Source organism: Commensalibacter intestini A911 (assembly GCF_000231445.1).
GTDB lineage: Bacteria > Pseudomonadota > Alphaproteobacteria > Acetobacterales > Acetobacteraceae > Commensalibacter > Commensalibacter intestini.
The window spans coordinates 107,378-131,294 of record NZ_AGFR01000009.1 but is presented as its reverse complement, the minus strand read 5'-3'; the positions used below and the strand labels follow the sequence as shown (position 1 = coordinate 131,294).

22 protein-coding genes are annotated in these 23,917 nt (G+C 38.2%); 18 read left to right on the top strand and 4 right to left on the bottom strand.

Features of this window, described 5'->3' with window-relative positions:
• Positions 1-18: 18 nt before the first annotated feature.
• Positions 19-1,215 (bottom strand): MFS transporter, encoded by a 1,197-nt coding sequence (locus CIN_RS07780; RefSeq protein ID WP_008854530.1) that lies wholly within the window; start codon positions 1,213-1,215, stop codon positions 19-21.
• Positions 1,216-1,372: 157 nt separating this feature from the next.
• Between CIN_RS07780 and CIN_RS07775 the strand changes: the two genes are divergently transcribed.
• The 3 genes from CIN_RS07775 to CIN_RS07765 are packed head-to-tail and all read left to right on the top strand — an operon-like array spanning position 1,373 to position 4,613.
• Complete coding sequence (locus tag CIN_RS07775; RefSeq protein WP_139016985.1) at positions 1,373-2,365, top strand: linear amide C-N hydrolase; 993 nt, start codon at positions 1,373-1,375, stop codon at positions 2,363-2,365.
• A 22-nt stretch (positions 2,366-2,387) separates the two neighbouring features.
• Positions 2,388-3,197, top strand: coding sequence for an SDR family NAD(P)-dependent oxidoreductase (locus CIN_RS07770; RefSeq protein WP_008854528.1), 810 nt, complete (start codon positions 2,388-2,390; stop codon positions 3,195-3,197).
• 60 nt (positions 3,198-3,257) lie between these two features.
• Entirely contained in the window at positions 3,258-4,613 is a 1,356-nt protein-coding gene (locus CIN_RS07765; protein ID WP_245527831.1) for an MATE family efflux transporter, read from the top strand.
• A gap of 22 nt (positions 4,614-4,635) precedes the next feature.
• Here CIN_RS07765 and CIN_RS07760 read toward each other — a convergent pair whose 3' ends face one another.
• Positions 4,636-6,126, bottom strand: a complete 1,491-nt coding sequence (locus CIN_RS07760) for a peptide MFS transporter (protein ID WP_040364201.1) — start codon at positions 6,124-6,126, stop codon at positions 4,636-4,638.
• A gap of 157 nt (positions 6,127-6,283) precedes the next feature.
• On the opposite strand from CIN_RS07760, the gene CIN_RS07755 reads away from it, so the two are divergent.
• The 8 genes from CIN_RS07755 (at position 6,284) to CIN_RS07720 (ending at position 12,311) form a co-directional block, all read left to right on the top strand.
• Positions 6,284-7,054, top strand: coding sequence for a hypothetical protein (locus tag CIN_RS07755; protein ID WP_008854525.1), 771 nt, complete (start codon positions 6,284-6,286; stop codon positions 7,052-7,054).
• Positions 7,055-7,344: 290 nt separating this feature from the next.
• Complete coding sequence (locus CIN_RS11825; protein ID WP_008854524.1) at positions 7,345-7,662, top strand: AtpZ/AtpI family protein; 318 nt, start codon at positions 7,345-7,347, stop codon at positions 7,660-7,662.
• Between the two features lie 43 nt (positions 7,663-7,705).
• On the top strand, positions 7,706-8,455 hold the full coding sequence (locus tag CIN_RS07745) for a F0F1 ATP synthase subunit A (protein WP_040364200.1): 750 nt from the start codon (positions 7,706-7,708) through the stop codon (positions 8,453-8,455).
• A 49-nt stretch (positions 8,456-8,504) separates the two neighbouring features.
• Positions 8,505-8,729: an ATP synthase subunit C family protein gene (locus tag CIN_RS07740; RefSeq protein WP_008854522.1), complete on the top strand. Its 225-nt coding sequence runs from the start codon at positions 8,505-8,507 to the stop codon at positions 8,727-8,729.
• Positions 8,730-8,742: 13 nt separating this feature from the next.
• The gene (locus CIN_RS07735; RefSeq protein WP_050798394.1) at positions 8,743-9,339 is read left to right on the top strand and encodes a F0F1 ATP synthase subunit B family protein; all 597 of its coding nucleotides are present in this window, start codon (positions 8,743-8,745) and stop codon (positions 9,337-9,339) included.
• Between the two features lie 14 nt (positions 9,340-9,353).
• A complete protein-coding gene (gene atpF / locus CIN_RS07730) occupies positions 9,354-9,860 on the top strand; it encodes a F0F1 ATP synthase subunit B (protein WP_008854520.1) in 507 nt (168 codons plus the stop codon).
• Positions 9,861-9,884: 24 nt separating this feature from the next.
• Positions 9,885-10,610, top strand: coding sequence for a glycosyltransferase family 2 protein (locus CIN_RS07725; RefSeq protein WP_008854519.1), 726 nt, complete (start codon positions 9,885-9,887; stop codon positions 10,608-10,610).
• 18 nt (positions 10,611-10,628) lie between these two features.
• A complete protein-coding gene (locus CIN_RS07720) occupies positions 10,629-12,311 on the top strand; it encodes an ArnT family glycosyltransferase (RefSeq protein WP_008854518.1) in 1,683 nt (560 codons plus the stop codon).
• Positions 12,312-12,400: 89 nt separating this feature from the next.
• On the opposite strand, the gene CIN_RS12215 is transcribed toward CIN_RS07720, so the two are convergent.
• Positions 12,401-12,688 (bottom strand): YggT family protein, encoded by a 288-nt coding sequence (locus tag CIN_RS12215; protein WP_050798393.1) that lies wholly within the window; start codon positions 12,686-12,688, stop codon positions 12,401-12,403.
• Positions 12,689-13,135: 447 nt separating this feature from the next.
• On the opposite strand from CIN_RS12215, the gene CIN_RS07710 reads away from it, so the two are divergent.
• From CIN_RS07710 to CIN_RS07695, 4 genes are all read left to right on the top strand, one after another.
• Positions 13,136-14,305: an efflux RND transporter periplasmic adaptor subunit gene (locus CIN_RS07710; RefSeq protein WP_050798392.1), complete on the top strand. Its 1,170-nt coding sequence runs from the start codon at positions 13,136-13,138 to the stop codon at positions 14,303-14,305.
• A 23-nt stretch (positions 14,306-14,328) separates the two neighbouring features.
• A complete protein-coding gene (locus CIN_RS07705) occupies positions 14,329-17,508 on the top strand; it encodes an efflux RND transporter permease subunit (protein WP_040364199.1) in 3,180 nt (1,059 codons plus the stop codon).
• Between the two features lie 4 nt (positions 17,509-17,512).
• On the top strand, positions 17,513-19,045 hold the full coding sequence (locus CIN_RS07700; protein ID WP_008854515.1) for an efflux transporter outer membrane subunit: 1,533 nt from the start codon (positions 17,513-17,515) through the stop codon (positions 19,043-19,045).
• A gap of 314 nt (positions 19,046-19,359) precedes the next feature.
• Positions 19,360-20,838 carry a SulP family inorganic anion transporter gene (locus CIN_RS07695; protein ID WP_008854514.1) on the top strand — a complete coding sequence of 493 codons (1,479 nt, stop codon included), beginning with the start codon at positions 19,360-19,362 and terminating at the stop codon, positions 20,836-20,838.
• 57 nt (positions 20,839-20,895) lie between these two features.
• On the opposite strand, the gene CIN_RS07690 is transcribed toward CIN_RS07695, so the two are convergent.
• Positions 20,896-21,477, bottom strand: a complete 582-nt coding sequence (locus CIN_RS07690) for a hypothetical protein (RefSeq protein WP_008854513.1) — start codon at positions 21,475-21,477, stop codon at positions 20,896-20,898.
• Between the two features lie 233 nt (positions 21,478-21,710).
• On the opposite strand from CIN_RS07690, the gene metX reads away from it, so the two are divergent.
• The 3 genes from metX to CIN_RS07675 are packed head-to-tail and all read left to right on the top strand — an operon-like array spanning position 21,711 to position 23,687.
• Entirely contained in the window at positions 21,711-22,898 is a 1,188-nt protein-coding gene (gene metX, locus CIN_RS07685) for a homoserine O-acetyltransferase MetX (RefSeq protein ID WP_008854512.1), read from the top strand.
• On the top strand, positions 22,888-23,484 hold the full coding sequence (metW, locus tag CIN_RS07680; protein WP_008854511.1) for a methionine biosynthesis protein MetW: 597 nt from the start codon (positions 22,888-22,890) through the stop codon (positions 23,482-23,484). Before metX ends, metW begins: the two co-directional genes overlap by 11 nt.
• A complete protein-coding gene (locus CIN_RS07675; RefSeq protein WP_008854510.1) occupies positions 23,484-23,687 on the top strand; it encodes a hypothetical protein in 204 nt (67 codons plus the stop codon). Before metW ends, CIN_RS07675 begins: the two co-directional genes overlap by 1 nt.
• Positions 23,688-23,917: the final 230 nt, after the last annotated feature.

Sequence of the window (23,917 nt, the reverse complement as noted above, 5' to 3'; positions counted from 1 at the left end):
TTTAAAAACCTTTTATTTTTATATGGTTGATGAAGTCTTTTTTATATTAAAAACCATTAAAAGCATAATACAAATTGCAGTTATAGAGGCAACTGAAGCAAGAGAAATGCTGTAATCTCCATGATAAGATTCTGCGATATAGATTTGTAAGGGGAGGTTAATAGAGGCTAATAAATTCCCAAGTTGATAAGCAACCCCAGGTAAGACAGCTCTTGTATGTTTTGGCATTAATTCGGTGAGATAAATTGGAATAATTCCCCATGCGCCTTGCACCATTAGTTGCATAATAAATGCGCCAAGCCCTATGAGGACAACGCTGCTTGAAAACGCCCATAAAGGGACAGCACATAAAGCAAAGAAGGCTGCTAAGGTCATGGCTTGAGGACGTCCAATTTTTTGAGATAATGTTCCAAAGGAAACTCCTCCAATGATAGAGGCAATATTATAAAGGATAGCAATAATGCTGACTGTATGCGTTGTGAAGTGATGTTGATCTTTTAAGAACAATGGATAGACATCTTGAGTGCCGTGACTGAAAAAGTTAAAGCATGTCATTAAAATAATGGCATAGATACAGACAGGCCAATTTTTAATGATGACAGGGATGATAGGAAGATTTTCTTTTTTTTCATTTTTAGCTTCTTGCCATACAGAGGATTCTTCAACAAAGAAATAAATAAAAGCAACTAAGAAAATAGGAAGTGTCCCGATGAGGAATAAATCTTGCCATCTGATATAATCAAAAAATAATCCATAGATGACGGATGCGCTGAGATATCCTAGAGGGTATCCTGCTTGGAATAATCCAGAAATAAATCCTTTTGTTTTAGGAGGGATGGTCTCAAAGGCAAGCGCAGAGGCAACCCCCCATATTCCACCCATTGCTACGCCGTAAGCGCATCGGATCGCAAGGAATATGAATAATGTTGGTGCAAAAGCAGATAAACCGCTTAAGATAGAAAAAGTAGCAACGTTGGCCATTAACACAGGTTTTCGACCATATTTTTCGGCCATTTTTCCAATAAAGATAGCACCAATAGGACGGCAAGCTAAGGTTAAAAAGATTGCGAGTGCGACCTCTTTATTGGAAACTGAAAAGCTACGGGCGATATCATCAATAACAAAGATGAGCAGAAAGAAATCAAAGGCATCAAGCCCCCAACTGCTAACAGCTGCGAAAACGGTACAAATTTGATTTCTAGACCATTTATTCATATGAAGGGCTCTTTAATTTGAAAAATATTTTTAAAAGGTTACCTTTAAGGTATGGAGTTTTAAATTTTGCAGCAAATCACAAGGATGCTATTTGGTTACATTATCTTTGTAATAAAGCATTTGTGATCATTGTACAGAGTTGAGAAGGAAAAAGAGGATGATGTTTGCTTGCACATCGTTAAGGATTCAAGATGCATATCAGCGTGTTTATCATGGCAGGACTTTGGAGTTTTTAACGGATTATCCGTCTTATCTTACTTATTATCCAACAGGATTTATATTTGAAAATCTAACCCTAGATGGTCAGCCTGGACTGAAATATACAGCAAAATATAATATTTTATGTATTACGATGCCCGCATTCTCATTGGATGATCGATCTGTAATTGAGGGGATGAATAACGCAGGTCTTTCTTTTTCTGCTAATATGTATGACATTTCAGAAACTGTGGCGTTAAAGCAAGAAGAATATGCACAAGCTTTGCCATTGATTAAAATCGGAAATTGGGCATTGGCACGCTTTCAATCTGTGGATGAAGTCAAACAAGCATTATTAACACAACCGATGTGGTCTCCTACTTTACCTTTGCTAGAAAATAGTCGTTCCCCACTCCATTTTATTTTTTATGATAAAAAGGGGCAGTGCATTGTGGTGGAATATACCAAAGGAAAATTGTGTATTTATGATAATCCCACGGGTGTTTTAACAAATGGGCCAGAATTTTCGTGGCATTTAACAAATATGCATAATTATACAATGCTTACCAATCAAGATAAATCCGTATCAACGGAGTTGGGAGGTTTATCTTTGCAAGCTCCAGACCTTGGAAATGCAATGGCGACGTTACCGTCAGATGATACTTCAGTAGGGCGTTTTGTGCGGGCAGTTTTTTATACTTCTTTTGCTTTAAAGGCAGAAACGGCCGATGTGGCTCTTATAGAGCTTTCTCATATTATGAATAAATTTGATCGCCCTAAGAATATGACGGTGGGGGAGCAAAGAAAGTCTGAATATACAGAGTGGACAAGTCTTTCAGATTTGGACAGAGGATATTTATTTGTTCGAACTTATCGAGATTTAAATTATACGCAATATAAATTGAGTGATTTCGAGAAAGACAATCAGTTTTATATTCAACAATTGGTTTAGTATTTTTACAGAAGAAGTTTCTATGCGCGATAAACGATTAAATTCAATTTTGATTACAGGGGCTTCGTCTGGGGTTGGGCGTGCTGTTGCTTTATATTTGGCATATTCTGGAGTGCGCTTATTTCTAGGAGGGCGTAATCAACAAGCCCTACAAGAGGTTGCAGAAGAATGTCAACGTCGAGGTGCTATTGTAGAAATTAAGTGTTTAGATGTTTGTGATCAGCATGGAATGGAGGAGTGGATTCATTCTGTAGGACAGTTAGACTTTGTTCTTGCTTGTGCTGGGGTTTCTATTGGTACAGCAGATACAAAATCTCGACATACGCTTCCTGAATCTTCTGAAAAGGTTCGTCAAATTATGAGCACGAATATTGATGGCGTTTTAAATACGGTTTTGCCAGCCATTGAAGTCATGCGTCAGCAAGAGGTTAATGAAGAACATCTGCGAGGAAGAATTGCTGCGATTGCTTCTGTGGCAGGTTTTGTGAATTCTGCATGGGCGCCTTCTTATTGTGCATCGAAAGCTGCGGTTGATCGGTTTGTGGTATCAAGCGGTGGTTCTTTGCAAAAACTGGGAATTTCTTTATCCAGCGTTTGTTGTGGTTTTATTCGAACGCCAATGACAGCTAAACATCAATTTAAAATGCCAGGATTAATGGATGCTGAGACGGCAGCTAAGCTGATTGTGCAAGGGGTGTTGGATAAGAAACGAAGAATTATATTTCCTGTCTGGATGGTGGTTTTGGCGAGAGTGATTGATTTGCTACCAGCGACTTTGTTAGAGCGGTTTTATTTGCCTTATTTAGAAAAAAAAGATCATAAAAAATTATAAAAGCTGATACAGTCGGATCGATTTATTATTTATTTTATTAAATAAGGTTGTTTGATAACGATGAAGATGTCCGCTGATACAAAGTCCTTGCATAAACCGCGTTTTTGTGAAGGCTCAATCATGCGGCATGTGGTTGTGATGGCTGGAACGGGTACAGTGGGATTAATGGCTGTATTCCTTGTCGATTTTTTAAATCTTTTTTATATTTCTAGATTAGGGGATTCTCGTTTTACAGCAGCGATCGGATTTGCGAATGCGATTGGGTTCTTACAAATTTCTATTTGTATTGGCATGTCCATTGGTGCCACGGTTATTGCCGCGCGTTTAGTGGGGGCACATCAATATGAACGTGCAAAAAGGATCGTGACCTCTTTTATTGTTGTAATGACGGCAATCATGATTGTTTTGGGATTATGTATTGCTGCTTATAATCGTGAAATCTTATATCTTCTAGGTGCTAGAGGTGTTGTTTTACAACAAGCTAGCCATTTTGTTGTTATTGTTTCCCCTCTATTATTTCTTATTGGCCTAGGAATGGTTTTATCTGGCTTGTTAAGAGCTATGGGAGATGCCAAACGTTCTATGAATGTGACCGTTATTGGTGCATTAGTAGCAGGCACGTTGGATCCATTATTTATTTTAGTGTTTCATTTAGGGCTAGAAGGCGCTGCCATCAGCACGGTTTGTTCCCGATTAGCGGTGGCTTTGTTAGGATTTTATAGCTTAAGACGATATGAGTTGCTGCAAAAGCCTGAATGGAAATATATTTGGTCTGATTCTTTGGAAGTGTTTAAGATTTCATTTCCGGCAATTTTAACAAATTTAGCGACTCCTGTCGGGGGATTGTTTGTGATTCATACAATGTCTCGATTTAGTAGTGATGCGATTGCCGGTCAAACGGCTATTGATCGTTTGATCCCTGTTGCTTTTGCTTTTGTATTTGCATTAACGGGGTCTGTCGGGCCTATTATCTCACAAAATTTTGGCGCAGGGTTAAGAGAGCGTATGCAAGAAACTATGGTTGTTTCTTTAAAGCTCGTTTGTTTATGTGTATTTTGTGCGTGGTTTGTATTTTTTATTGGTGAAGATTTATTTATAAAAATGTTCGCACTTAAAGCAGATGGTGCAGCTCTGATGCATTTATTTTGTCATTGGGTGATCATTAATAATTTATTTTTGGGAATGTTGTTTGTTTCTAATACCGCATTTAACAATTTAGGATATCCGCTACTTTCTACGCTTTTTAATTGGGGGCGTGCAACGTTAGGAACGATTCCTTTTGTTTACGTGGGTGCTTCTTATGGACCACAAGGGGTCTTAGTTGGGCAAGCAATGGGGGTTGTCCCGTTTGGGATTATGGCTGTTATTTGTACGTTTGTTGTGATGAAAAATATTCAAATGGAAAAAGTCGCTTAAACTTACTTTTTCCATTTGGCTGTTATTTTACCGTCAGCATATCTTGTTTGTATTTTTTGTCCCATTTATGCAGAAGGGGTAAGAACAAGATTAAAATAACTAAAGCGACTGCAGCTAAACAAAAGAGATTGAAAAATAATCCTTGATAGATAATCAGTGTTTTGTCGGCGCTGAGTGTGTTCATATTTGGAGGCGCAGCAATATTTGCAATTTTCCCGCCTATATATAAAGAAATTCCAGAGGCCATAAAATAAGAGCCTGTCATAAATCCATTCATTGAAGCAGGTACATAGCGAGCAATGACTGCGAGGCCTAAACCGCTGGTTAGTAGTTCCCCTAAAGATAAGAAAAAATAGCCTGCTACCATAATCCATGAAGAAATATAAGGTGTGTGGGTATATAAGCAGGTGATCCACCAAATGAAAAAACCAATGCCGACAAAGAAAAATCCAGAGACAAACTTGGTCGCAATAGAAAAATCTTTTTGTTTATTGCCAAGCGTTGCATATAGTTTTGCGAGTAAAGGGCTGAGGATCATAATCCAGATAGGGTTCAACGCTTGGAATTGTCCGGCTGACCAGTTAAATAGGTGATAAGAACCAATAGGAAATGATAGATCAACATTGCGCAAAGCAAAAAACGTCAAAGATGTGGACATTTGTTGATAAAAAACAAAATATAGCATTCCTTCAAGCGTTAATAGATAGACGATTCTTAAGCCAGCACGATAAGAAGGATCGATTTTAAGATACATTTGTATCCATAGAAATAAAATCAGGATAATTGCTGCTGAAATACACCATTGTGCAATGGTTGGGAACATTAAGATCACAGTGATCAGTGTGCTGCACAAAAGGATTCCGACAAAGATAAGGCTTAAAATAGACGTAGAGATAGCAGAATGATCTTTTGGAGAAACGTAAGGGGTCAGTTTTTTTCGAGTAATAAAGTAATTAATGATCCCCAAAAGTAATCCGACAAAGCAGGCAATAAAAGCGGCATCCCATCCATAATTATCTTTTAAGTAAGGACATAATAGCATTGATATTGTGGAGCCAACATTTACAGCCATGTAATATAGGGTAAATGCAATATCTAACTGACTATCGTTTTCTTCATAAATACGACGTACAAGTGTTGCCGCATTAGGTTTAAATAAACCATTTCCAGTACTAATAATGGCCATTGTGATATAGATGCCACCTGTATAATGCATCGCAGAGGCTAAAAGTAAGTAACCCAAAGCCAAGATAATGCTGCCATATAACATTGCCCTTTGATTTCCAAGGACTTTATCCCCAATCCATCCGCCAAGAGCAGGGGCAGCATAGGTCATCGTTCCAAAGGCTGCAATTAAAAGATTAGCATTATAATCACTAAATTTCATATGCTGGCTTAGGAATAATGCCAGAATGCTTTGCATGCCATAATAGCCAAAGCGTTCCCAAAGCTCGATGAATAAGACAACAGAAAAAGCGCTATTTTTCTTTTTTAATGAAGTTGATGTCGTCACAATTGATGCCTGCATAGAGTGTAAAAAGAGTATAAATTTAGATGAAACTATACGTAATCATATAATTTTGTTTAAATATTCGTAGCTATATCGTATGAATAGATTAATATATGATTGATATAATATTTTGAAGTATTTTAATTTAATGATGATGAAGATGTTTTCTAGTATAAAGAAAAATAAATGGTTACAAGGCACCTCTTGTTTTGTAATGGGAATGGCTTTGGTTGTTTCTGGTGTGCATAATGCTGATGCCAAAACGCAAAAGAAAGAAGCGGTTCGTAGCGTTTCGCATGAAACCAGTAATAACAGCAGTGCAGGCTTTATGGATTTATCTGTTTTGCCTGTGGTTAAAGGGAATGTGAAACAATATTTGCCAACACCTTACGGGAATCTGGGCGGGTTATTGCTAACAGATGGCACTCAAGTTATTTTCTCCACCATGTTCGGTGAAGCAATAAAAACAGTGGTTCATCCAGGTCAAGACATTACTATTCGTGGATTAAAAGCACGCTTTTTACCTTTGCTACAAGCTTTTTTAGTTGAAAATCCACAAGGGAAAATCCTTCAAGAGGATAGTCCAGAGGCAGGTTTCTCGCCAGTTCCAGTAACAGGGCCAGATTTGTTTGTGCAAGGGAAAGTAGGACAACTTTTATATAATTTGCAAGGGCAAGTGATGGGCGTGGTCATGAAGGATGGTACGGTCGTGTATATACGTCCATCTGATGTGAGTAAGTTAGGATTTTCTTTGCAACCAGGAGCGGCATTGTGTGTCAGAGGAATGGGAAGTGTGACTGCCATGGGTAAAGCATTGCAAGCTCGCTCTATTGGTCAATCAGAAGATCATATGATAGAGCTTTTACAAGTAAATACACCACCTTTTGGAGCACCAGCAGGAAGTCCAGCATACGATTATATTCCGCAATAGAGGTGTTTTGATAAATTTGCCTTTTTAGTTTTAATAAAAACTATTTATTTGGACTAAAAAGGTTCTATGTCAATTGGTTAAATTGTTTTGATTAATATATAATTAAACGATAGAATGTTTTGAAATAAAAATAATGATAATTTAAGATAAAGCAAAGTAGTTGCCGATTTGCAAATGTGATGAATTAGCTGCGTTAAAATGTAAAAAAAACATTGCCTTTCTTGTGCAAATAGTCTTTTTTACGATCTGAGTTAACTTGTAAATGATAGGATGAAGAGGAGGGGGGATCTTTGGAAAAAGATGCAAAAAAGAAACAGCTCGATTCTTTTGATAAGAAATTACAAGATTTTGAATCACGATTGAATCCTTCAAAAAAGCAAAATCATGCCCAATTACCTGGGGGTGATGGTGAATTATGGAGGTTTGTCTTAAGGTCAGGAGTAGAGCTTTTCTCAGCTTTTCTGGTTGGGTTTATGATTGGGTATGGATTGGATTATTGGTTATCAACACGTCCATTATTTATCATTATATTCACGATTTTAGGAATGGCTGCGGGTGTGCTTAATGTCTGGCGTATTGTTAAACCTAGTGATATAGTATCAAAATGATTTTGTTTCTTCGTAAAAGATTCGATTTAGTGTTGGGAGAAAAATAGTGGCCGGTCATAAGATAGACGCACTCGGTCAATTTGAATTGCATCCGATCTTGGGCGGAATGGGCGTTTACTTTACCCAATCTGAACTGATGATGGTAATTGCTGCGGTTATTGTTCCTGTCGCAATTTATTTTGGGATGCGTCATAAAGCCGTTGTGCCTGGTCGGTTTCAGAGCGCAACAGAAATATGCTATGAATTCCTTTATGGTATGGCTATGGGAACGATGGGAGCTAAAGGAAAAGGGTTCTTCCCTTTTATATTTGCACTGTTCTTTTTTATATTAACAGGTAACTATTTGGGTCTTTTACCGTTTTCATTTGCTTTTACCAGTCATATTGTTGTGACTGCAACATTAGCTATAATGGTATTTATTCTAGCAATTCTTGTTTCATTGAAAAATCAAGGATTGAAATTTTTTGCTCACTTCTTGCCTGCAGGGGCGCCTGTTGCGATGGCACCTTTGCTTGTTCCTATTGAAATCATGTCTTATTTGTCTAGACCTATCAGTTTATCTGTTCGTTTGTTTGCGAATATGGTTGCTGGACACGTGATGTTGGAAATGTTTGCTGGCTTTACAATTTTGTTGGCAACAGGCTTAGGGGTGGCATTAGGTGGCCCATTAGGGATTCTTCCTATTGTGTTAAATGTGGCTTTAATCGCGCTTGAACTATTGGTTGGCGCATTACAAGCCTATGTTTTTGCAATTTTGACTTGTATGTATTTACAAGAAGCAATAGAGCATTAACAGTAGTTTCGTATTAACTTTTTATTCTTTATTACAAGGAAATAAACAAATGGATCTTATTGCCGCAAAACAAATTGGTGCTGGTCTTGCTGTTATCGCATTATCTGGTGTTGGTATTGGTATTGGTAATATTTTTGCAACATTGGTTAGCAGTATTGCACGTAACCCAGCTTCTCGCCCTCATGTATTTGGTTTGGGTATGTTGGGATTTGCTCTCACGGAAGCTGTTGCGCTTTATGCTCTACTGATCGCTTTCCTTATTCTCTTTATGTAAGGAGGGTCTTTACGTGAGACGCTTTTCCGCCCGTTTTTCCCGTCTGGTGGCGTCTCTCGTGGCAGCAGGGGCACTAGCCCCAGCTTTGTCCACGAATGCCATGGCTTCTGGCATGCCACAGATGGAATTTCATAACCCGTTGGTTGTTGCCCAGTTTGCTTGGGTATTAATCATCTTTTTCTGTTTGTTTCTTGCTGTTAAATATTTTTCGATTCCACAGATCGAACAAGTTATTCATAATCGTCGTTCAAAAATTGACGGAGATATGGATTCTGCCAGACAAGCGAAAGCTCAGGCAGATAAAGCTGTAGAAGCGTTAAATAAAACACGTAATGAAGCAGCAACAGAAGCTCAAGCTAAAATTGATTCGATTATTCAAGAAACTAGAGCTTCATCTGCTAAACAAATGCAAGCGTTGCAAGCTCGTCTTGACAAAGAAATGCATGAGGCAGAAACTCGGATTGTTCAGGCACGTGATAGTGCATTAAAACAAGTTGATCAAATGGCGAAAGATGTTGCTCAAAGTTTGGTGAAACAATTATTAAATGAGGACGTTAACGACCAAATTGTTAATAATAAAGTTCAACAAATTTTAACAGTGAAGTCTTAGTAGGCAGAGAAAAAATGGATTTATTACAAGAACCTCATTTTTGGTCTGCGGTTGCCTTCGTTCTATTTTTTGTTATTTTTGGTAAAAAATTATGGCGTCCTTTGGCTGCTGCTATGGACAATAAAAGTAACCAAATTCGACAAGAGTTGGAAGAAGCAAGCCGTTTGCGTCGCGAGGCCGAAGAAATTTATACAGCAGCTCAAAAAGAACATGAAGCAGCAAAAATTGAAGCTGAAAAAATGTTAGCTGCCTCCAAAGAGGCTGCAGAGAAAATTGCTGAAAATGCTAAAAAAGAAGCGGATGCGGCTGCTCAACGTCATGAAGAGTTAGTTCGTCTTCGTTTAGTTGCTTCAGAGCAAGAAGCGGTGAATGCTGTTCGCCGTGAAGCTGCAGATATCGCTGTGAAAGCTGCTTATGAAGTCATTTCTTCTGTATTAACAGAAGAAAAGGATAGTCCTTTGATTGATAATGCAATTGCTGAATTACCCAAAGCACTTGCTTCTGATCGTCACGTTGCTTAATTTTTTTCGTCTCGTTAGTGTCCAATGACCCCTGTAATTTCTATTGTTGTTACTGTTTTAAACGAGGCGGAAAATATTATTCCCGTTTGTCGTGAGATTGCTTCTGTTTTGTCAGGTTTACCTGACTGTGAAGTGATTTTTGTTGATGACGGCAGTACGGATAAAACCTTAAATCAATTGTCAGACGTTAAAAAAACGTTTTTACCTTCTTTGGTTATTTTATCCCATAATCATCGTTGTGGAAAATCAGCTGCATTATTAACCGCTATTGAGGCGGCGCAAGGTCAGTGGGTTACGACAATGGATGGAGATGGTCAAGATGATCCCAAAGAAATTATTTCTATGTGGGAAAAGTCTCAACAGCATGCTGGGCGTGAACCTTTGGTGGTTGGCGTTCGTTTAAAGAGAAATGATAATTTTTCTCGTCGTTTTGCAACGACTTTTGCCAATGGATTGCGTCGTTATTTGTTAAAAGATGGTTGTGTTGATACAGGCGCTCCTATGAAATTATTTCTTAGAGATGATTTTATGAAACTCCCGCACTTTGAAGGGCTTCATCGTTTCTTACCTGCGTTATTGGGACATTATGGGGTTCCTTTGGTATGTCATGAGGTTCATCATCGTCAACGATTAAATGGGGTTTCTAAATATACCAATTTAAACAGAGCTATTGTTGGTATCCGCGATATGCTTGGTGTGATATGGTTGCTTAATCGGATTCGTTTACCTAAAAAAATCACTAAATATTAATTATTACAAAGGGATAAAATGACCCTTTCTTCTCTTTCTCAAAAGTCTTTTCGTTTGAAGGCAAGTCATTATTTGTGGCTTGCCTTGTTTGTTTTTGTTTTATTTTTACCTGGACGTGCAACATTGCCACCGCTGGATCGTGATGAAGCACGATATATGCAGGCGACTTCTCAGATGGTAGAGAGTCATAATTATATTGATGTGCGTTTTCAGGATAAACCCCGGTATTTACAGCCAGCAGGGATTTATTGGCTGGAAGCATTGGCTGTTAAAGCAACAGGAACGTTAAAAGACAAAGCTGTGTGGGCTTATCGAATTCCTTCTTTGATTGCAGCAGTAGGATCAGTTTTATTAACGGTTCTGATCGGAAGTATTTTATTTGATTCATATATAGGGCTTTTGGCAGGACTCTTTTTGGCTGTGTCTGTTCTTTTGACAGGTGAAGGTCGAATGGCAACGATTGATACAACGTTGTTATTTTTTATTCTGCTTGCACAAAGCAGTTTAGCACGATCTTGGATGGCTAGGTTGACATCAGAGAAACTGCCACTTTCTGTTGGTATCATTTACTGGGTAGCAATTGGCTGTGGGTTGATGTTAAAGGGACCTGTTGTTTTAATTCCAACATTACTGCCACCGATTATTTTGGCATGGGTTAAAAAAGATAGAGCTTGGTGGAAGCATTTGCATCCTAAGTGGGGATGGATTCTCAGTATTTTAATTGTTATTCCTTGGTGTGTGGCTATTTGGATTATCAGTGATGGTAAATTCTTTACCGATGCTGTTGGAACAAACTTCCTTGGAAAAGTTGCTTCTGGACAACAAGCCCATGGTTCGCCTCCTGGATTATATTTGGGTATTTTCTTAATTACGTTTTGGCCAGGGTCTTTGTTCACGGCATGGGCATTACCATTTATTTGGAAAGAACGTAAATCAGAATCTGTTTGTTTCTTATTATGTTGGATTATTCCGCATTGGATCGTTTTTGAGTTGATTGCGACAAAGTTACCGCATTATGTGTTGCCAACCTACCCAGCAATTGCAATTTTAACTTCAGCAGCATTATGGAATATTTCTAAAACATGGAATGGGCCTACTTCTAGGTGGGGTCGTTGGTTATTAAATATTTATATGGTGTTGTGGGTTATTGTTGGTCTTTTATTGGCTGTAGGTGGCATTATTTATGCACATTACATGACAGGAATGTGGTTTTGTGCAGCAATGATTGGGGCTTTTGGTACACTTCTTTTGATTGGATATACAGTCGCTTGTTTTGTAAAAGATAATATGCAACGCGCCTCTATCGTAGCGATTGGGGCTGCAATTATTGTGTATTTAGAGCTATTTGTCGTTTTAATTCCGGGGTTAAGTTCGGAGTGGTTAAGTGGTAAAATTGCTCAGACCGTGCAATTACTTAAACCTTGTGAAAATAGTATTGTTGCTTCAGCTTCTTATTCAGAGCCAAGTTTAGTGTTTTTAGTTGGTAAAGAAACAAAGTTAATTAATTTAGAGCTTACCGCTCAGTTTTTAAAAAATGATCAAGCTTGCGGATTGGCCTTAGTTGATCGGCGTGATGAAAAGCATTTTACGGATTATTTGGATAAAGAGGGAATAGTTGTAAAACAGTTAGGTCGAATACACGGTTTGAATTATTCGAATGGTAAACAATTAGATTTAGGATTGTTTAAAGTTAAAGAGTAAAGTTGTTAAAAAAGGCACTTTTATAGCGCCTTTTGTTTGTTATCAGATTGTAAATTTAAAAGTGTTATTAGATTGTAAATTTAAAAGTGTTATTGTTGAATTAATATATGGAACAATAAAGGTCTAATGATGTAGTCGATGGCTAAAAATACAACAATAGGACTGATATCAACAGTGCCAAGAGAGGGTAAAATTTGTCTAATGACGTTCAATATGGGGTCGCAAGCTTTACTAAGAAATGAATAGATCATTCTGGTGATGTTGCTATAAGGATTAAGAACTCCAAAACTGAATAAAAAACTAAAGATACAATAAGCTAGTAGAATGAGCATGTAGACGTTTAATAGTGTATTCAAAAGTTTATATAGCTCAAACATAATTTTTTTCCTTAGTATCAATCTTTCTTATGAATATTTATATAAGAGAATCGATTTGTTAAGACAATTCTTTATTTGTATCAAATTTTAAATATGTCAATTTAATACATGAATTTTATATTCTTTTTAATTTGGTGATTATGATTTTTTCATGAAAAAAAATCATAACTATGTTGAGGTATAAACATTAAAATGACCTGTTTTTTATAATGATTCTTAATAATCGGCTCGAACTTTGGCAGTAAATCACAACAAAAATATTGAACGTATTTCAAAAAAAAGAAAAATATGTGTTGCTTATCCTTGGCGTATGTATTTATATGATGCGTTAATGAAGAGTAATAAATATCTCTTTTTCAAGATTAAAATAGGTTGTTTATTATAGCATTTTTGTGTTTTTAAAGGCATCAATTTGTCTATATTTTTTAGGGAAAATAGGGAAGAGAAGTGACAATAACAGATTCTTTCTTTACTAAATGGCACCAAAGATGTGCCGTATTTTGTGTTGTATTATTGCCACTTTCTGCATGTAAGGAACAAAAACCTGCGCAAAAAGTAGCACCAAAAGCTAATTTTGTTATGGCTCATCCTCAGGATGTCGAGTTGTTAGTGGAGCTCACGGGGCGTATTACGCCAATGCGTGTTTCAGAAGTTCGCCCTCAGGTCAATGGGTATCTTTATAATCGTTTGTTCGAAGAAGGAACAGACGTTACAAAAGATCAACAACTCTATCAAGTGGATCCTCGTCCCTATCAGGCTGCGTTGGATAATGCTCAAGGTAAGTTAAATAGTGACCTAGCAACATTTAAAGCTCAAACATTAAAGTTAAAACGCTACGGTCCTTTGAAAAATATGGATGCGGTTAGTCGTCAAGATTATGATGATACGTTGGCTGCTCAAGAGGCAACCAAGGCAACAATTGACAGTGATCGTGCGAATGTTAGACAAGCACAGTTAAACTTGGAATATACAGGGATTAATGCCACGATTTCTGGTCGGATTAGTCGTTCTATTCAAACGCAAGGTGCGTTAATGGCGACGAATCAAACTGACCCCGTTGCAATTATTACACAGCTAGATCCAATTTTTGTAGATATTATCGAGCCTACAGCTGAACAATTGCGTCTTCGCAGTCGTATGGCTGGTGGTAAATTACAAACATTGCGTGGTGCAGCACATGTTCCGATTGATTTAATTTTGGAAGATGATACTCGCTATCCATTACAAGCTAATTTGTTATTTACAGAAGTAGTGACTAATCAGGAAACTGGTTCTGTAATTCAACGTGCGATCGTTCGTAATCCTGAAAAAATGTTACTTTCTGGTATGTATGTTCGTGCAGTCATGCATGAAGGTATGGAAACAGCGTTTATGGTTCCTCAGGAAGCAGTGATGCGTGGTTTGGATGAAAAACCATATTTGTATGTGATCGACAAAGATAATGTTGTGAAGCGTCGTGATATTGAAGTGCAACGCATGCAAGAAACTTATTGGGTAACAACCAAAGGTGTTGAAGCGGGAGATAGAATTTTGGTTAGTAATCCAACGTCTTATCGCCCTGGGCAAAAGGTAGCACCAGAAGAAGGTCGTACCCCTGTTGCTACAGTGCCGAATTAAGTTGTTGAAACTGGAAAATTTATATGTCTTTATCACGTTTTTTTATTGATAGGCCTATTTTTGCTTGGGTAATCGCAATTCTTATCTCGTTAATGGGGATGATTGCGCTTATTACCCTGCCGGTTGCACAATGGCCCAATATTGCTCCTCCACCGATTACATTGACATTTACGTACCCTGGCGCAACAGCTGATACTGTTCAGCGTACTATTGTTGATCCTGTTAGTCAGAATTTATACGGGGTGGATCATCTAGAATATTTATCAACGGTTGCCAATAGTGATGGTACCGCGACGATTACATTGACTTTTGCTCAAGGAACAAATCCTGACGTTGCACAGGTTCAGGTGTTGAACCGTGTGGACGTTGCCAGAGCTTTACTTCCTACTACTGTTTCTTCGCAAGGAATTCGTATTTCGAAGTCCAATAAAAGCTTTATGATGATTTTTGCGATTAAAACAAAAGATAATTCTTTAAGCGAAGGTGCTTTGGGTGACTTGTTGGCAAGTGACGTTCAAACGCCAATTACACGTTTAAATGGATTAGGAGATTATACATCATTCTCATCTGAATATGCGATGAGAGTATGGTTGGACCCAGATAAACTTCATAATTATCAATTAAATCCAACAGATGTGATGAATGAGATTTCATATCAGAATGCTGAGGTTCCTTTAGGTGAATTTGGTAAGTTACCTGCAGCACCCGATCAACGATTTGATATGTATACAGGAGGTATTCGTCGTCTTGTTACACCAGAAGAATTTGGAAATATCATTGTTAAAACACAAACCGATGGTGCTCGTATTCGATTAAAAGATGTCGCAACCGTTGGGTTGGGATCAATGAGCTATCAACCTGTTGGTGAGTTAAACAGTCAACCTGTAGCAGCTTTTGGTGTAAAGTTATCTCCTGGATTTAACCAGCTATCTCTTTCAAGTGCTGTTCACAGTAAGATTCAAGAACTCTCAAAATATTTCCCTGCTAATGCAGAATATTTATATCCTCTAGACACCTCTACCTTGGTAATTGAATCTATGGAAGAGGTTATTCATACGTTGCTTGAAGCGATTGTTTTGGTCGTGATCGTGATGTATGTATTCTTGCAGAACATAAGAGCAACTTTTGTACCAACAATTGCGGTTCCAGTAGTGCTATTAGGAACATTTGCTATTTTAGAGATGGCAGGGTTCTCATTAAATACGCTGACTATGTTAGCGATGGTGCTGGCGATTGGGTTGTTGGTGGATGATGCGATTGTTGTTGTTGAAAACGTCGAACGTGTGATGGAAGAGGAACATTGTGATCCAAAGACAGCCACACAAAAATCAATGGATCAAATTAGTGGTGCGCTGGTTGGGATCGCGTTAGTACTATCGGTTGTGTTTATTCCGATGGCGTTCTTTAGTGGTTCTGCTGGGGTTGTTTATCGACAATTCTCGATCACTATCGTTTCGGCGATGACATTATCTGTCATTGTAGCTTTAGTTTTTACACCAGCTCTATGTGCAACTATTTTAAAACATAAAGATAAAAACGCAAAACGTGGACGTTTTTTTACATGGTTTAATCGTAGTTTTGAAAAAATGGTTTCGGGGTATATTTCAGGTGTGCGTGGAATGATTCGTCATACACGGATTACGATGATTGTATATGTTGGTTTTACGGTTGGCGCAGTTGCAATGTTTCTTGCATTGCCAGAAGGGTTCTTACCGGATGAAGATCAAGGGGTTGTTTATACACAAGCCTCTCTAAGTCCAGGTTCTTCTGCTGCGATGACAGCGGGTGTGAATAAGCAAATTACTGATTATTTCTTAAAACATGAAAAGAAATATATTCAATTTGTTTTTACAGCAATTGGATTTAACTTTGGTGGTCAAGCACAAAGTGCATCTTTTGGTGTTGTGCGTTTAAAAGATTTTGATCAACGAAGTGGTGACTATCAAGCTTCAGCTCAAGCGATTGCTGCTCGTGCGATGAAAGCGTTATCTTCTATTCCTGGTGCAAATGTGTTTGCGGTTATTCCTCCACCTGTTATGGATTTAGGAAGTGCAACAGGATTTGACTTTGAATTACAAAACCGTGGACATTTAGACGAAGCAACTTTTGCTAAAGCTAGAGATATGATATTAGCCAAAGCAAGGGCTGATAAACGATTGGTTGCTGTGCGTTTAAATGGTTTACCAGATGCACCTCAATATTATTTTAATATTGATCGTGACAAAGCACATACTCAAGGGGTCAGTATTGATTCCATTAACCAAACATTATCGATTGCGCTTGGATCTTCTGATGCTGGCTTGTTTAACTTGCGCGGTCGTGTAAAGCACGTTTTTGTTCAAGGGAATATTAAATCTCGTATGGCACCGGATGATTTACGTCGCTGGTTTGTTCGCAATAGTAATGGTCAAATGGTTCCATTGACTTCTTTTATTAATGGTAGTTGGAAAACAACATCACAGAAAGTAGAAACTTATAACACTTACCGTTCCTTTGAAATTATGGGACAAGGTGCTCGTGGTGTCAGTAATGGTACTGCGATGAAGTTGATGGAGCAATATACCAATGAAGTTGCTAAAGAGATTCCAGGAATTGGATTTGAATGGACTGGGATGTCTTATGAACAAGTTAAATCTTCTGGGCAAGCAGGTAAGTTGTATGCTCTGTCTATTTTAGCAGTGTTCTTATCTTTGGCAGCTCTATATGAAAGTTGGGCTATTCCTTTTGCGGTATTGTTGGTTGTTCCTTTAGGGGTTATTGGTGCGGCTTTAGCAACTTATTTCCGTGGCTTGGATAATGATATTTATTTCCAAGTTGGATTATTAACGACAGTTGGTCTTGCAGCAAAGAATGCGATTTTGATCGTTGAATTTGCAAAGGAGCATTTTGACGAGGGAAAATCACTCGTTGAATCTGCGCTTCTTGCTGCTCATGAACGTATTCGACCTATTTTGATGACTTCATTAGCGTTTGTGCTTGGGGTTGTACCTTTGGCGATTGCCACGGGTGCTGGTGCAGCAAGTCACGTAGCTATCGGAACAGCTGTGGTTGGTGGTGTGATGACAGCGACGGTATTGGCACTATACTTTGTGCCTGTTTTCTTTATCGTTGTGTTGGGACTCTTTAAAGTGAAACCGCTTATTGCTTTAAAAAAAGAAGCTGTAGCTAATGAAGCTATAACAACTGATAAAACACAGGAATAGAACAATGATCGTAAAAAATAAAAAAGCTTGGAAACGATCTTTGCAGGGGGCAGCCGTTTCATTAATGTTGGTTTCTGTTACGGCATGTAACTTGGTTCCAGATTATAAACGCCCTTCTTCTTCTGTTGCGCAGCAATGGCCGATTGGTCCAGCTTATGGTGCACCATTAACAGATGGTGCAAAGTTGCCACCTGCTTATAATGTTGGTTGGAAAGTCTTTTTTAGAGATCCTGTGTTAAGTCAGTTGATTTCTATGGCTTTGGCGAATAACCGTGATTTGCGTGAAGCGATTGAAAATATCACCGCAACGCATGCAAGTTATATTCGTCAAAGAGGCGATCTATTTCCCACGATTAATGCGAATGCAGGTGCTTCTTATCAGACTAGCCCAGGGAAAACATTTGGAACGGGAGGTTCTTCATATATTCATTCTAATTCTCTTTCTACAGGATTTGGGATTTCAAACTATGAGATCGATTTATTCGATCACGTTCGTAGTTTAACACAGGCTGCTAGAGAAGATTATTTAGCTCAACAAGACAATACCATTGCGACTCAAATTTCTTTGATTAGTGAAGTTGCGAATACGTATATGGCTTGGCTTGCAGATATGAATAGTTTGCAAACTGTTCAAGAAAGTATTCGTAACCGTCAGAAAAATTTAACGTTGATTCAAGGTATGAATCGTTATGGGCAACAAAATGCGCAAGCAGTTGCTCAGGCAGTTGAGTTGTTGCAAGAGGCGAAAAGTGAAGAGCAAACCTATTTAAAAACTGCTGCGAATGATATGAATAGCTTAACGCAGTTAGTTGGTCAGCCTATTCCACAGACTGTGTTGCAACAAGTTGGGCCTAATCCATCTTTGGATCATTTTATAGCAATGCCTGATGTTGGTGCTGGAATGCCATCTGACTTGTTAGAACGTCGTCCTGATATTCGTCAAGCAGAGCATTTATTGAAAGAGGCAAATGCAAATGTTGGCTATGCACGAGCTGCATTTTTCCCTTCTATTCAGTTAACAACACAAGGCGGAACCGCAGGATCAACGTTTGCACAAATGTTTGGTCCGTACTCTGCTGCATGGCAGTTTATGCCTAAGATTACTGTGCCGTTAATGGATGAAGGACAAAATCTTGCACAATTAAGAACGGCAAAAGCGAAAGCACGTGCTGCAGCGGCACATTATCAATCTGTTGTTCAAGTGGCATTCCAAGAAGTCTCTGATTCATTGGCAGCTAGAACCACATTAAAAGAAAAATGGCAGGTTGAATTAGAAAGTGTTAAGGCTAGTCAAAAAGATTATGATTTGTCTTTTGCACGATTTAAAAATGGTATTGATAGTTATTTATCAACCTTGGTTGCACAAAGAACTTTGCTGACAGCCCAAGTAACAGCCATTCAATCTCGCTTGCAATATATGCAAAGTCTTTCAACATTGTATAAAACGTTAGGGGGGGGCTGGAGTGCTGAAAATGCATTTGAGACACCTATTCAAACGACTCAAAATACAACACAATCCCCAGTTGTTCAGAAATAAAAACGTATCACGGGATTAAAGATAAAAAAGGCACCTTGTTACAAAGGTGCTTTTTTTATTAGTGAAGCTATTGATTTGTTCTTGATCTTTATGAATGAGGCATTTATTAATCGATTAATTGTTTTCACTTTAATGAAATAACTTATATTTACATGCGTATTACACCCCCCTGAATATCTATGATGGATGTGAATTTGGATTTCCCAAATAAATAAACCCTTTTGAGGAATCATAAGGGACGCTTGTGTTTTGTTTTAATCTCCCAAAATCAAATGGTCTGTAAAAGGCTATTCAAACTATTATAGGATTGTCATATGCTATTGTCCTCAACGCGCCAGGACTGGCTTGGTAACATTCGTGCGGATGTTCTGGCTGGGATTGTTGTTGCTCTTGCCCTTATTCCAGAATCAATTGCCTTCTCTATTTTTGCTGGGGTTGACCCAAGCGTTGGATTATATTCAGCATTTTGTATTCCTTGTGTTTTGGCACTGTTTGGCGGGAGGCCAGCAATGATTTCGTCCTCCACAGGATCAATGTCCTTACTGATGGGGGGATTAGTGCATGATCATGGATTAAATTATTTATTAGTTGCGGGGATGTTGGCTGGTGTTTTCCAAATTATTGCTGGGTATTTAAAGCTTGGGAATTTAATGCGGTTTGTCTCGCACTCTGTAGTGACAGGATTTGTGAATGCATTGGCTATCCTAATCTTTATGGCGCAGATGAGAGAAGTCATTGGTGGAGGATGGCATGTTTATGCATTAACAGTTGGTGGATTAGCAATTGTTTACTTATTTCCTTATATCACTAAAGCAATCCCTTCGCCTTTGATTTGTATTTTAATGATTACAGCCGTGGCTATGTATTTAGGGTGGCATGTGCCAACAGTCGGCAGTAAAGGTCATTTGCCCGATGGGTTGCCAGCTTTATTACTTCCGAATGTTCCTGTAAATTTAGAAACTTTATGGATTATTTTACCTTATTCGTTTGGATTGGCTGCGGTTGGGTTGTTAGAAACGATGATGACAGCAACCATTGTTGATGAATTTACTGAAACAGGCAGTGATAAAAATAGAGAATGCAAAGGCCAAGGTATTGCCAATATTGTGACCAGCTTTTTCGGTGGAATGGCTGGGTGTGCAATGATTGGACAATCTGTGATTAATATTAAATCAGGCGGCCGTGGTCGGTTATCGACGATGGTTGCAGGGGTGTTTTTATTAATTCTAGTCGTGTTTTTAAAGGACTGGGTTGCTAGTATCCCGATGGCTGCATTGGTTGCAGTCATGGTGATGGTATCAATCAGTACATTTTCTTGGAAGTCTATTTCTGATTTGCGCACGCATCCATTATCGACAAGTTTTATTATGATTTTAACCGTGGTGATTGTCGTTGCAACAGGTAATTTAGCGTATGGTGTGTTTGCTGGTGTGTTGGTTGCTTCATTAACATTTGCGAATAAGGTTTCTCATTTCATGATGGTTAAATCAGAAAAAGTAGGAGACATACGGACATATTATGTGAATGGTCAAGTTTTCTTTGCTTGTTCAAAACGCTTTATTGATAGTTTTGATTATAAAGAAACGGTAGAGAAAGTTGTGATTGATGTAACGCATGCTCATTTGTGGGATATTAGTTCCGTTGATGCGCTGGATAAAGTCGTCATTCAATTTAGAAAGGTTGGAGTTCCTGTGGATATTAAAGGAATGAATGAAGCAAGCGCAACAATTGTTGATCGCTTTGGCATTCATGATAAGCCAGAGGAGATTGAAAAGGTTATTGGAAAAGTTTAGAAGATAGAAGAGTAATTTTGGTAAAATCTTGATTGAGTTTACCAAAATTAGATGCCGTTATTTATTGTTTTCTTGATGTCTTTCAATAGACTGCTTTAGGCCTTTTAGGCTCGGCCCACCTTGTGTTTCTACATAGGTTTTTCCATTCCATACCCAGACATCAGACGCACTGACAGAAAGATCATGCATACCCTTATGAACTGTTTTTTCGACTTGTATATCTCCGGTAACAGAATCTAGAACTTTAACCCATTGGTTGTTTCTTTTAATATATCCTGTTGTGGAGCATCCTCCAGATCCACATAAGCTAGCAGATTGGATTTGTGTAAATAAAACAGTTTTTGGCTTGTTTGTGCTGGATAAATTCAGGCTACCGATGAGTAATAGGGGTTGTTCATTGCGTTGAATTGCGAAATTCATATCGCTTTGATTAAGTAACCTTGCCGTATTTTCTAGCGCGGTGCCAGGTTGGGAAGTTAGAGTGATTCTTCCAAGAGGTGCTTTTTGTAAGCGATGTTGTGTTTTTTTATGGTGATGCGTCACAGCTTGTGCATCAGGGGCGCAAAGCAATCCTGTGATTAACAATAGTGAGAGACATTGGTATAATTTAGAGGAAGGCGCATATCGATGGGATTTCATGGTATGTTGCTTTCTACAAATATCGACACTTCTTTAATAGATGAACTCACAGTAAGCTTTTATAAATATTGCAGAATATCGAAAGATTAAGGTTCAAATCTGATTTATTTTTGCTAAAGTATCTCAACCTATATATTCTATCAAGAAATAAAGATATATAGTGTCTGGTTTGAATATGCTTTATAAAAGTCATGTATCTTGACTGTTACAGGGGGGGATAATCGTTAGCATTTATGGTTATATCAGAAAAACAAGATGAGAAATGTGAAAACAACCAAGAGAATTTGGTTCAAAAGCTGGTATTTCCAGAAGGTTTACTCTTAGAAAATGGGCAAAAACTTGCTCCTTTAGAAGTGGCCTATCAAACTTATGGTCAATTATCAGAGGCCAAAGATAATGCAATTTTAATCTGTCACGCATTGACAGGCGATCAATATGTTTCAGGGATTAATCCGATTACTAAAAAATTAGGATGGTGGAGCAAAATGGTTGGGCCAGGCTTGCCCATTGATACAGATAAGTATTTTGTTATTTGTAGTAATGTATTGGGCAGCTGTATGGGAACGACTGGCCCACGTTCGGTGAGAGAGGATATTTCTACAGCTCGACGTTGGGGCGCAGAATTCCCAGAAATTACCATTAAAGACATGATTGATACTCAAAAAATGCTGGTTGATTCTTTTGGAATTGATAGGTTATTTGCGGTGATTGGTGGGTCCATGGGCGGAATGCAGGCGCTTCAATGGGCGGTTAGTTATCCAGAGCATGTATATTCAGTGATGCCAATTGCGACCTCTTCGTTTCACTCTGCACAGAATATTGCGTTTAATGAAGTCGGGCGTCAGGCTATTTTCTCGGATCCTGATTGGCGAGAGGGCGAATATTGGCGTTATGGTGTAACCCCTTATCGCGGGTTGGCTGTGGCTAGAATGATGGCTCATATTACGTATTTATCCGAAGATGCATTAAATCGTAAGTTTGGGCGTAAGTTACAAGAGAATCTAAAGGACTCTTCAGTGCCTATTTTTGGAGAGAGATTTCAAGTCGCCAGTTATTTACATTATCAAGGCTCTAACTTTGTTAGGCGTTTTGATGCGAATTCTTATGTTACCATCAGTAGAGCAATGGATTGGTTTGATTTATCGCAGATGCATGATGGGGATTTAGTCAGAGCATTTGCGAATGTACAATCTAGATTCTGTGTGATTTCTTTGTCCTCTGATTGGTTGTTTCCGACGTCTCGGTCAAGAGCGATTGTACAAGCATTAAACCGTGTCGGTGCGAGAGTTTCTTTTGTAGAAATTACAACAGATAAAGGGCATGATGCGTTTTTATTAGAAGAGCCCGATTTAGATTTAACGATTCAAGGGTTTTTATCAGGAATTGAAGAACAAAGGCGGTTAGAAAATTATGCGTCTTGATCAACGTTGTATAGTGGATATGATTAAACCACAGTCTAAAGTATTGGATATTGGTTGTGGTGATGGTTCTTTGATTGATTATTTGTGTCGATACCATCAATGCGATGCCAGAGGTATTGAGTTGGATATGTCTTGTGTAACAAAGTCTGTGGGTAAAGGCTTGCCTGTTATCCAAGGAAATGCTGATTTTGATTTGCAGCATTATCCAACAAATGGGTTTGATTATGTTGTACTGTCCAGAACGTTACAGGCTGTAAACCATCCTAAGGAGGTTTTACAACAAATGTTACGGATTGGACGGCACGCGATTGTTTCTTTTCCTAACTTTGGGCATTGGACATTAAGGGCACAATTATTGTTGAAGGGGCGTATGCCCATGACGACCGTATGGGGAAAATATTGGTATGAAACGCCAAATATTCACCCTTGTACGATGACAGATTTTGTTCAACTTTGTGAGGTTGAGGGACATCGTATCGAGAGATGGATGGCCATTGATGAGCAAGGAGAGCGTGCACCTTGGCGTCGTTATGTACGGTTGGCAAATTTCTTTGGAGAACAGGCTTTGTTTTTGTTAACGCGATAATGGAATTAGTTGAATTAAAAGATGAGCAAATAATAATTGCTTTATCTAAAGAAGAGTTGCGTATTATTCTCGCCACTGTTGGTGAGATATATGAGGGCGTTTGTGTAGATGCTCGAGAGTTTGAAATTATTCATGGTACAGATAAAAAAGAAGTGTTGCAATTAACAGAAGATATTATTGGGATATATAAACAATTAATATAACTAAAATGAATTCTAAATTATTCTGATAATAAAGTGAAAATGTAATGGAGCTTATAAAGGTTGTAGATAAGCAAGCTGATATCTCATTGTCATATGACGATTTGGTGATAGTAAATAATATTTTTAATGAAGTATGTAATGGTCTAGATGTTTTTGAGTTTGAGACTAGAATAGGTAAAACCAAAGAGTAAATTTGTTATCTACTAGAAAAAATAGGAAGTATTATTGAT

Coding starts and splice junctions, on each gene's coding strand:
- CIN_RS07780 (WP_008854530.1), bottom strand. CDS start 1,215: ATGAATAAATGGTCTAGAAATCAAATTTGTACCGTTTTCGCAGCTGTT.
- CIN_RS07775 (WP_139016985.1), top strand. CDS start 1,373: ATGATGTTTGCTTGCACATCGTTAAGGATTCAAGATGCATATCAGCGT.
- CIN_RS07770 (WP_008854528.1), top strand. CDS start 2,388: ATGCGCGATAAACGATTAAATTCAATTTTGATTACAGGGGCTTCGTCT.
- CIN_RS07765 (WP_245527831.1), top strand. CDS start 3,258: ATGAAGATGTCCGCTGATACAAAGTCCTTGCATAAACCGCGTTTTTGT.
- CIN_RS07755 (WP_008854525.1), top strand. CDS start 6,284: ATGTTTTCTAGTATAAAGAAAAATAAATGGTTACAAGGCACCTCTTGT.
- CIN_RS07740 (WP_008854522.1), top strand. CDS start 8,505: ATGGATCTTATTGCCGCAAAACAAATTGGTGCTGGTCTTGCTGTTATC.
- atpF (WP_008854520.1), top strand. CDS start 9,354: ATGGATTTATTACAAGAACCTCATTTTTGGTCTGCGGTTGCCTTCGTT.
- CIN_RS07725 (WP_008854519.1), top strand. CDS start 9,885: ATGACCCCTGTAATTTCTATTGTTGTTACTGTTTTAAACGAGGCGGAA.
- CIN_RS07720 (WP_008854518.1), top strand. CDS start 10,629: ATGACCCTTTCTTCTCTTTCTCAAAAGTCTTTTCGTTTGAAGGCAAGT.
- CIN_RS12215 (WP_050798393.1), bottom strand. CDS start 12,688: ATGTTTGAGCTATATAAACTTTTGAATACACTATTAAACGTCTACATG.
- CIN_RS07705 (WP_040364199.1), top strand. CDS start 14,329: ATGTCTTTATCACGTTTTTTTATTGATAGGCCTATTTTTGCTTGGGTA.
- CIN_RS07700 (WP_008854515.1), top strand. CDS start 17,513: ATGATCGTAAAAAATAAAAAAGCTTGGAAACGATCTTTGCAGGGGGCA.
- CIN_RS07695 (WP_008854514.1), top strand. CDS start 19,360: ATGCTATTGTCCTCAACGCGCCAGGACTGGCTTGGTAACATTCGTGCG.
- CIN_RS07690 (WP_008854513.1), bottom strand. CDS start 21,477: ATGAAATCCCATCGATATGCGCCTTCCTCTAAATTATACCAATGTCTC.
- metX (WP_008854512.1), top strand. CDS start 21,711: ATGGTTATATCAGAAAAACAAGATGAGAAATGTGAAAACAACCAAGAG.
- metW (WP_008854511.1), top strand. CDS start 22,888: ATGCGTCTTGATCAACGTTGTATAGTGGATATGATTAAACCACAGTCT.
- CIN_RS07675 (WP_008854510.1), top strand. CDS start 23,484: ATGGAATTAGTTGAATTAAAAGATGAGCAAATAATAATTGCTTTATCT.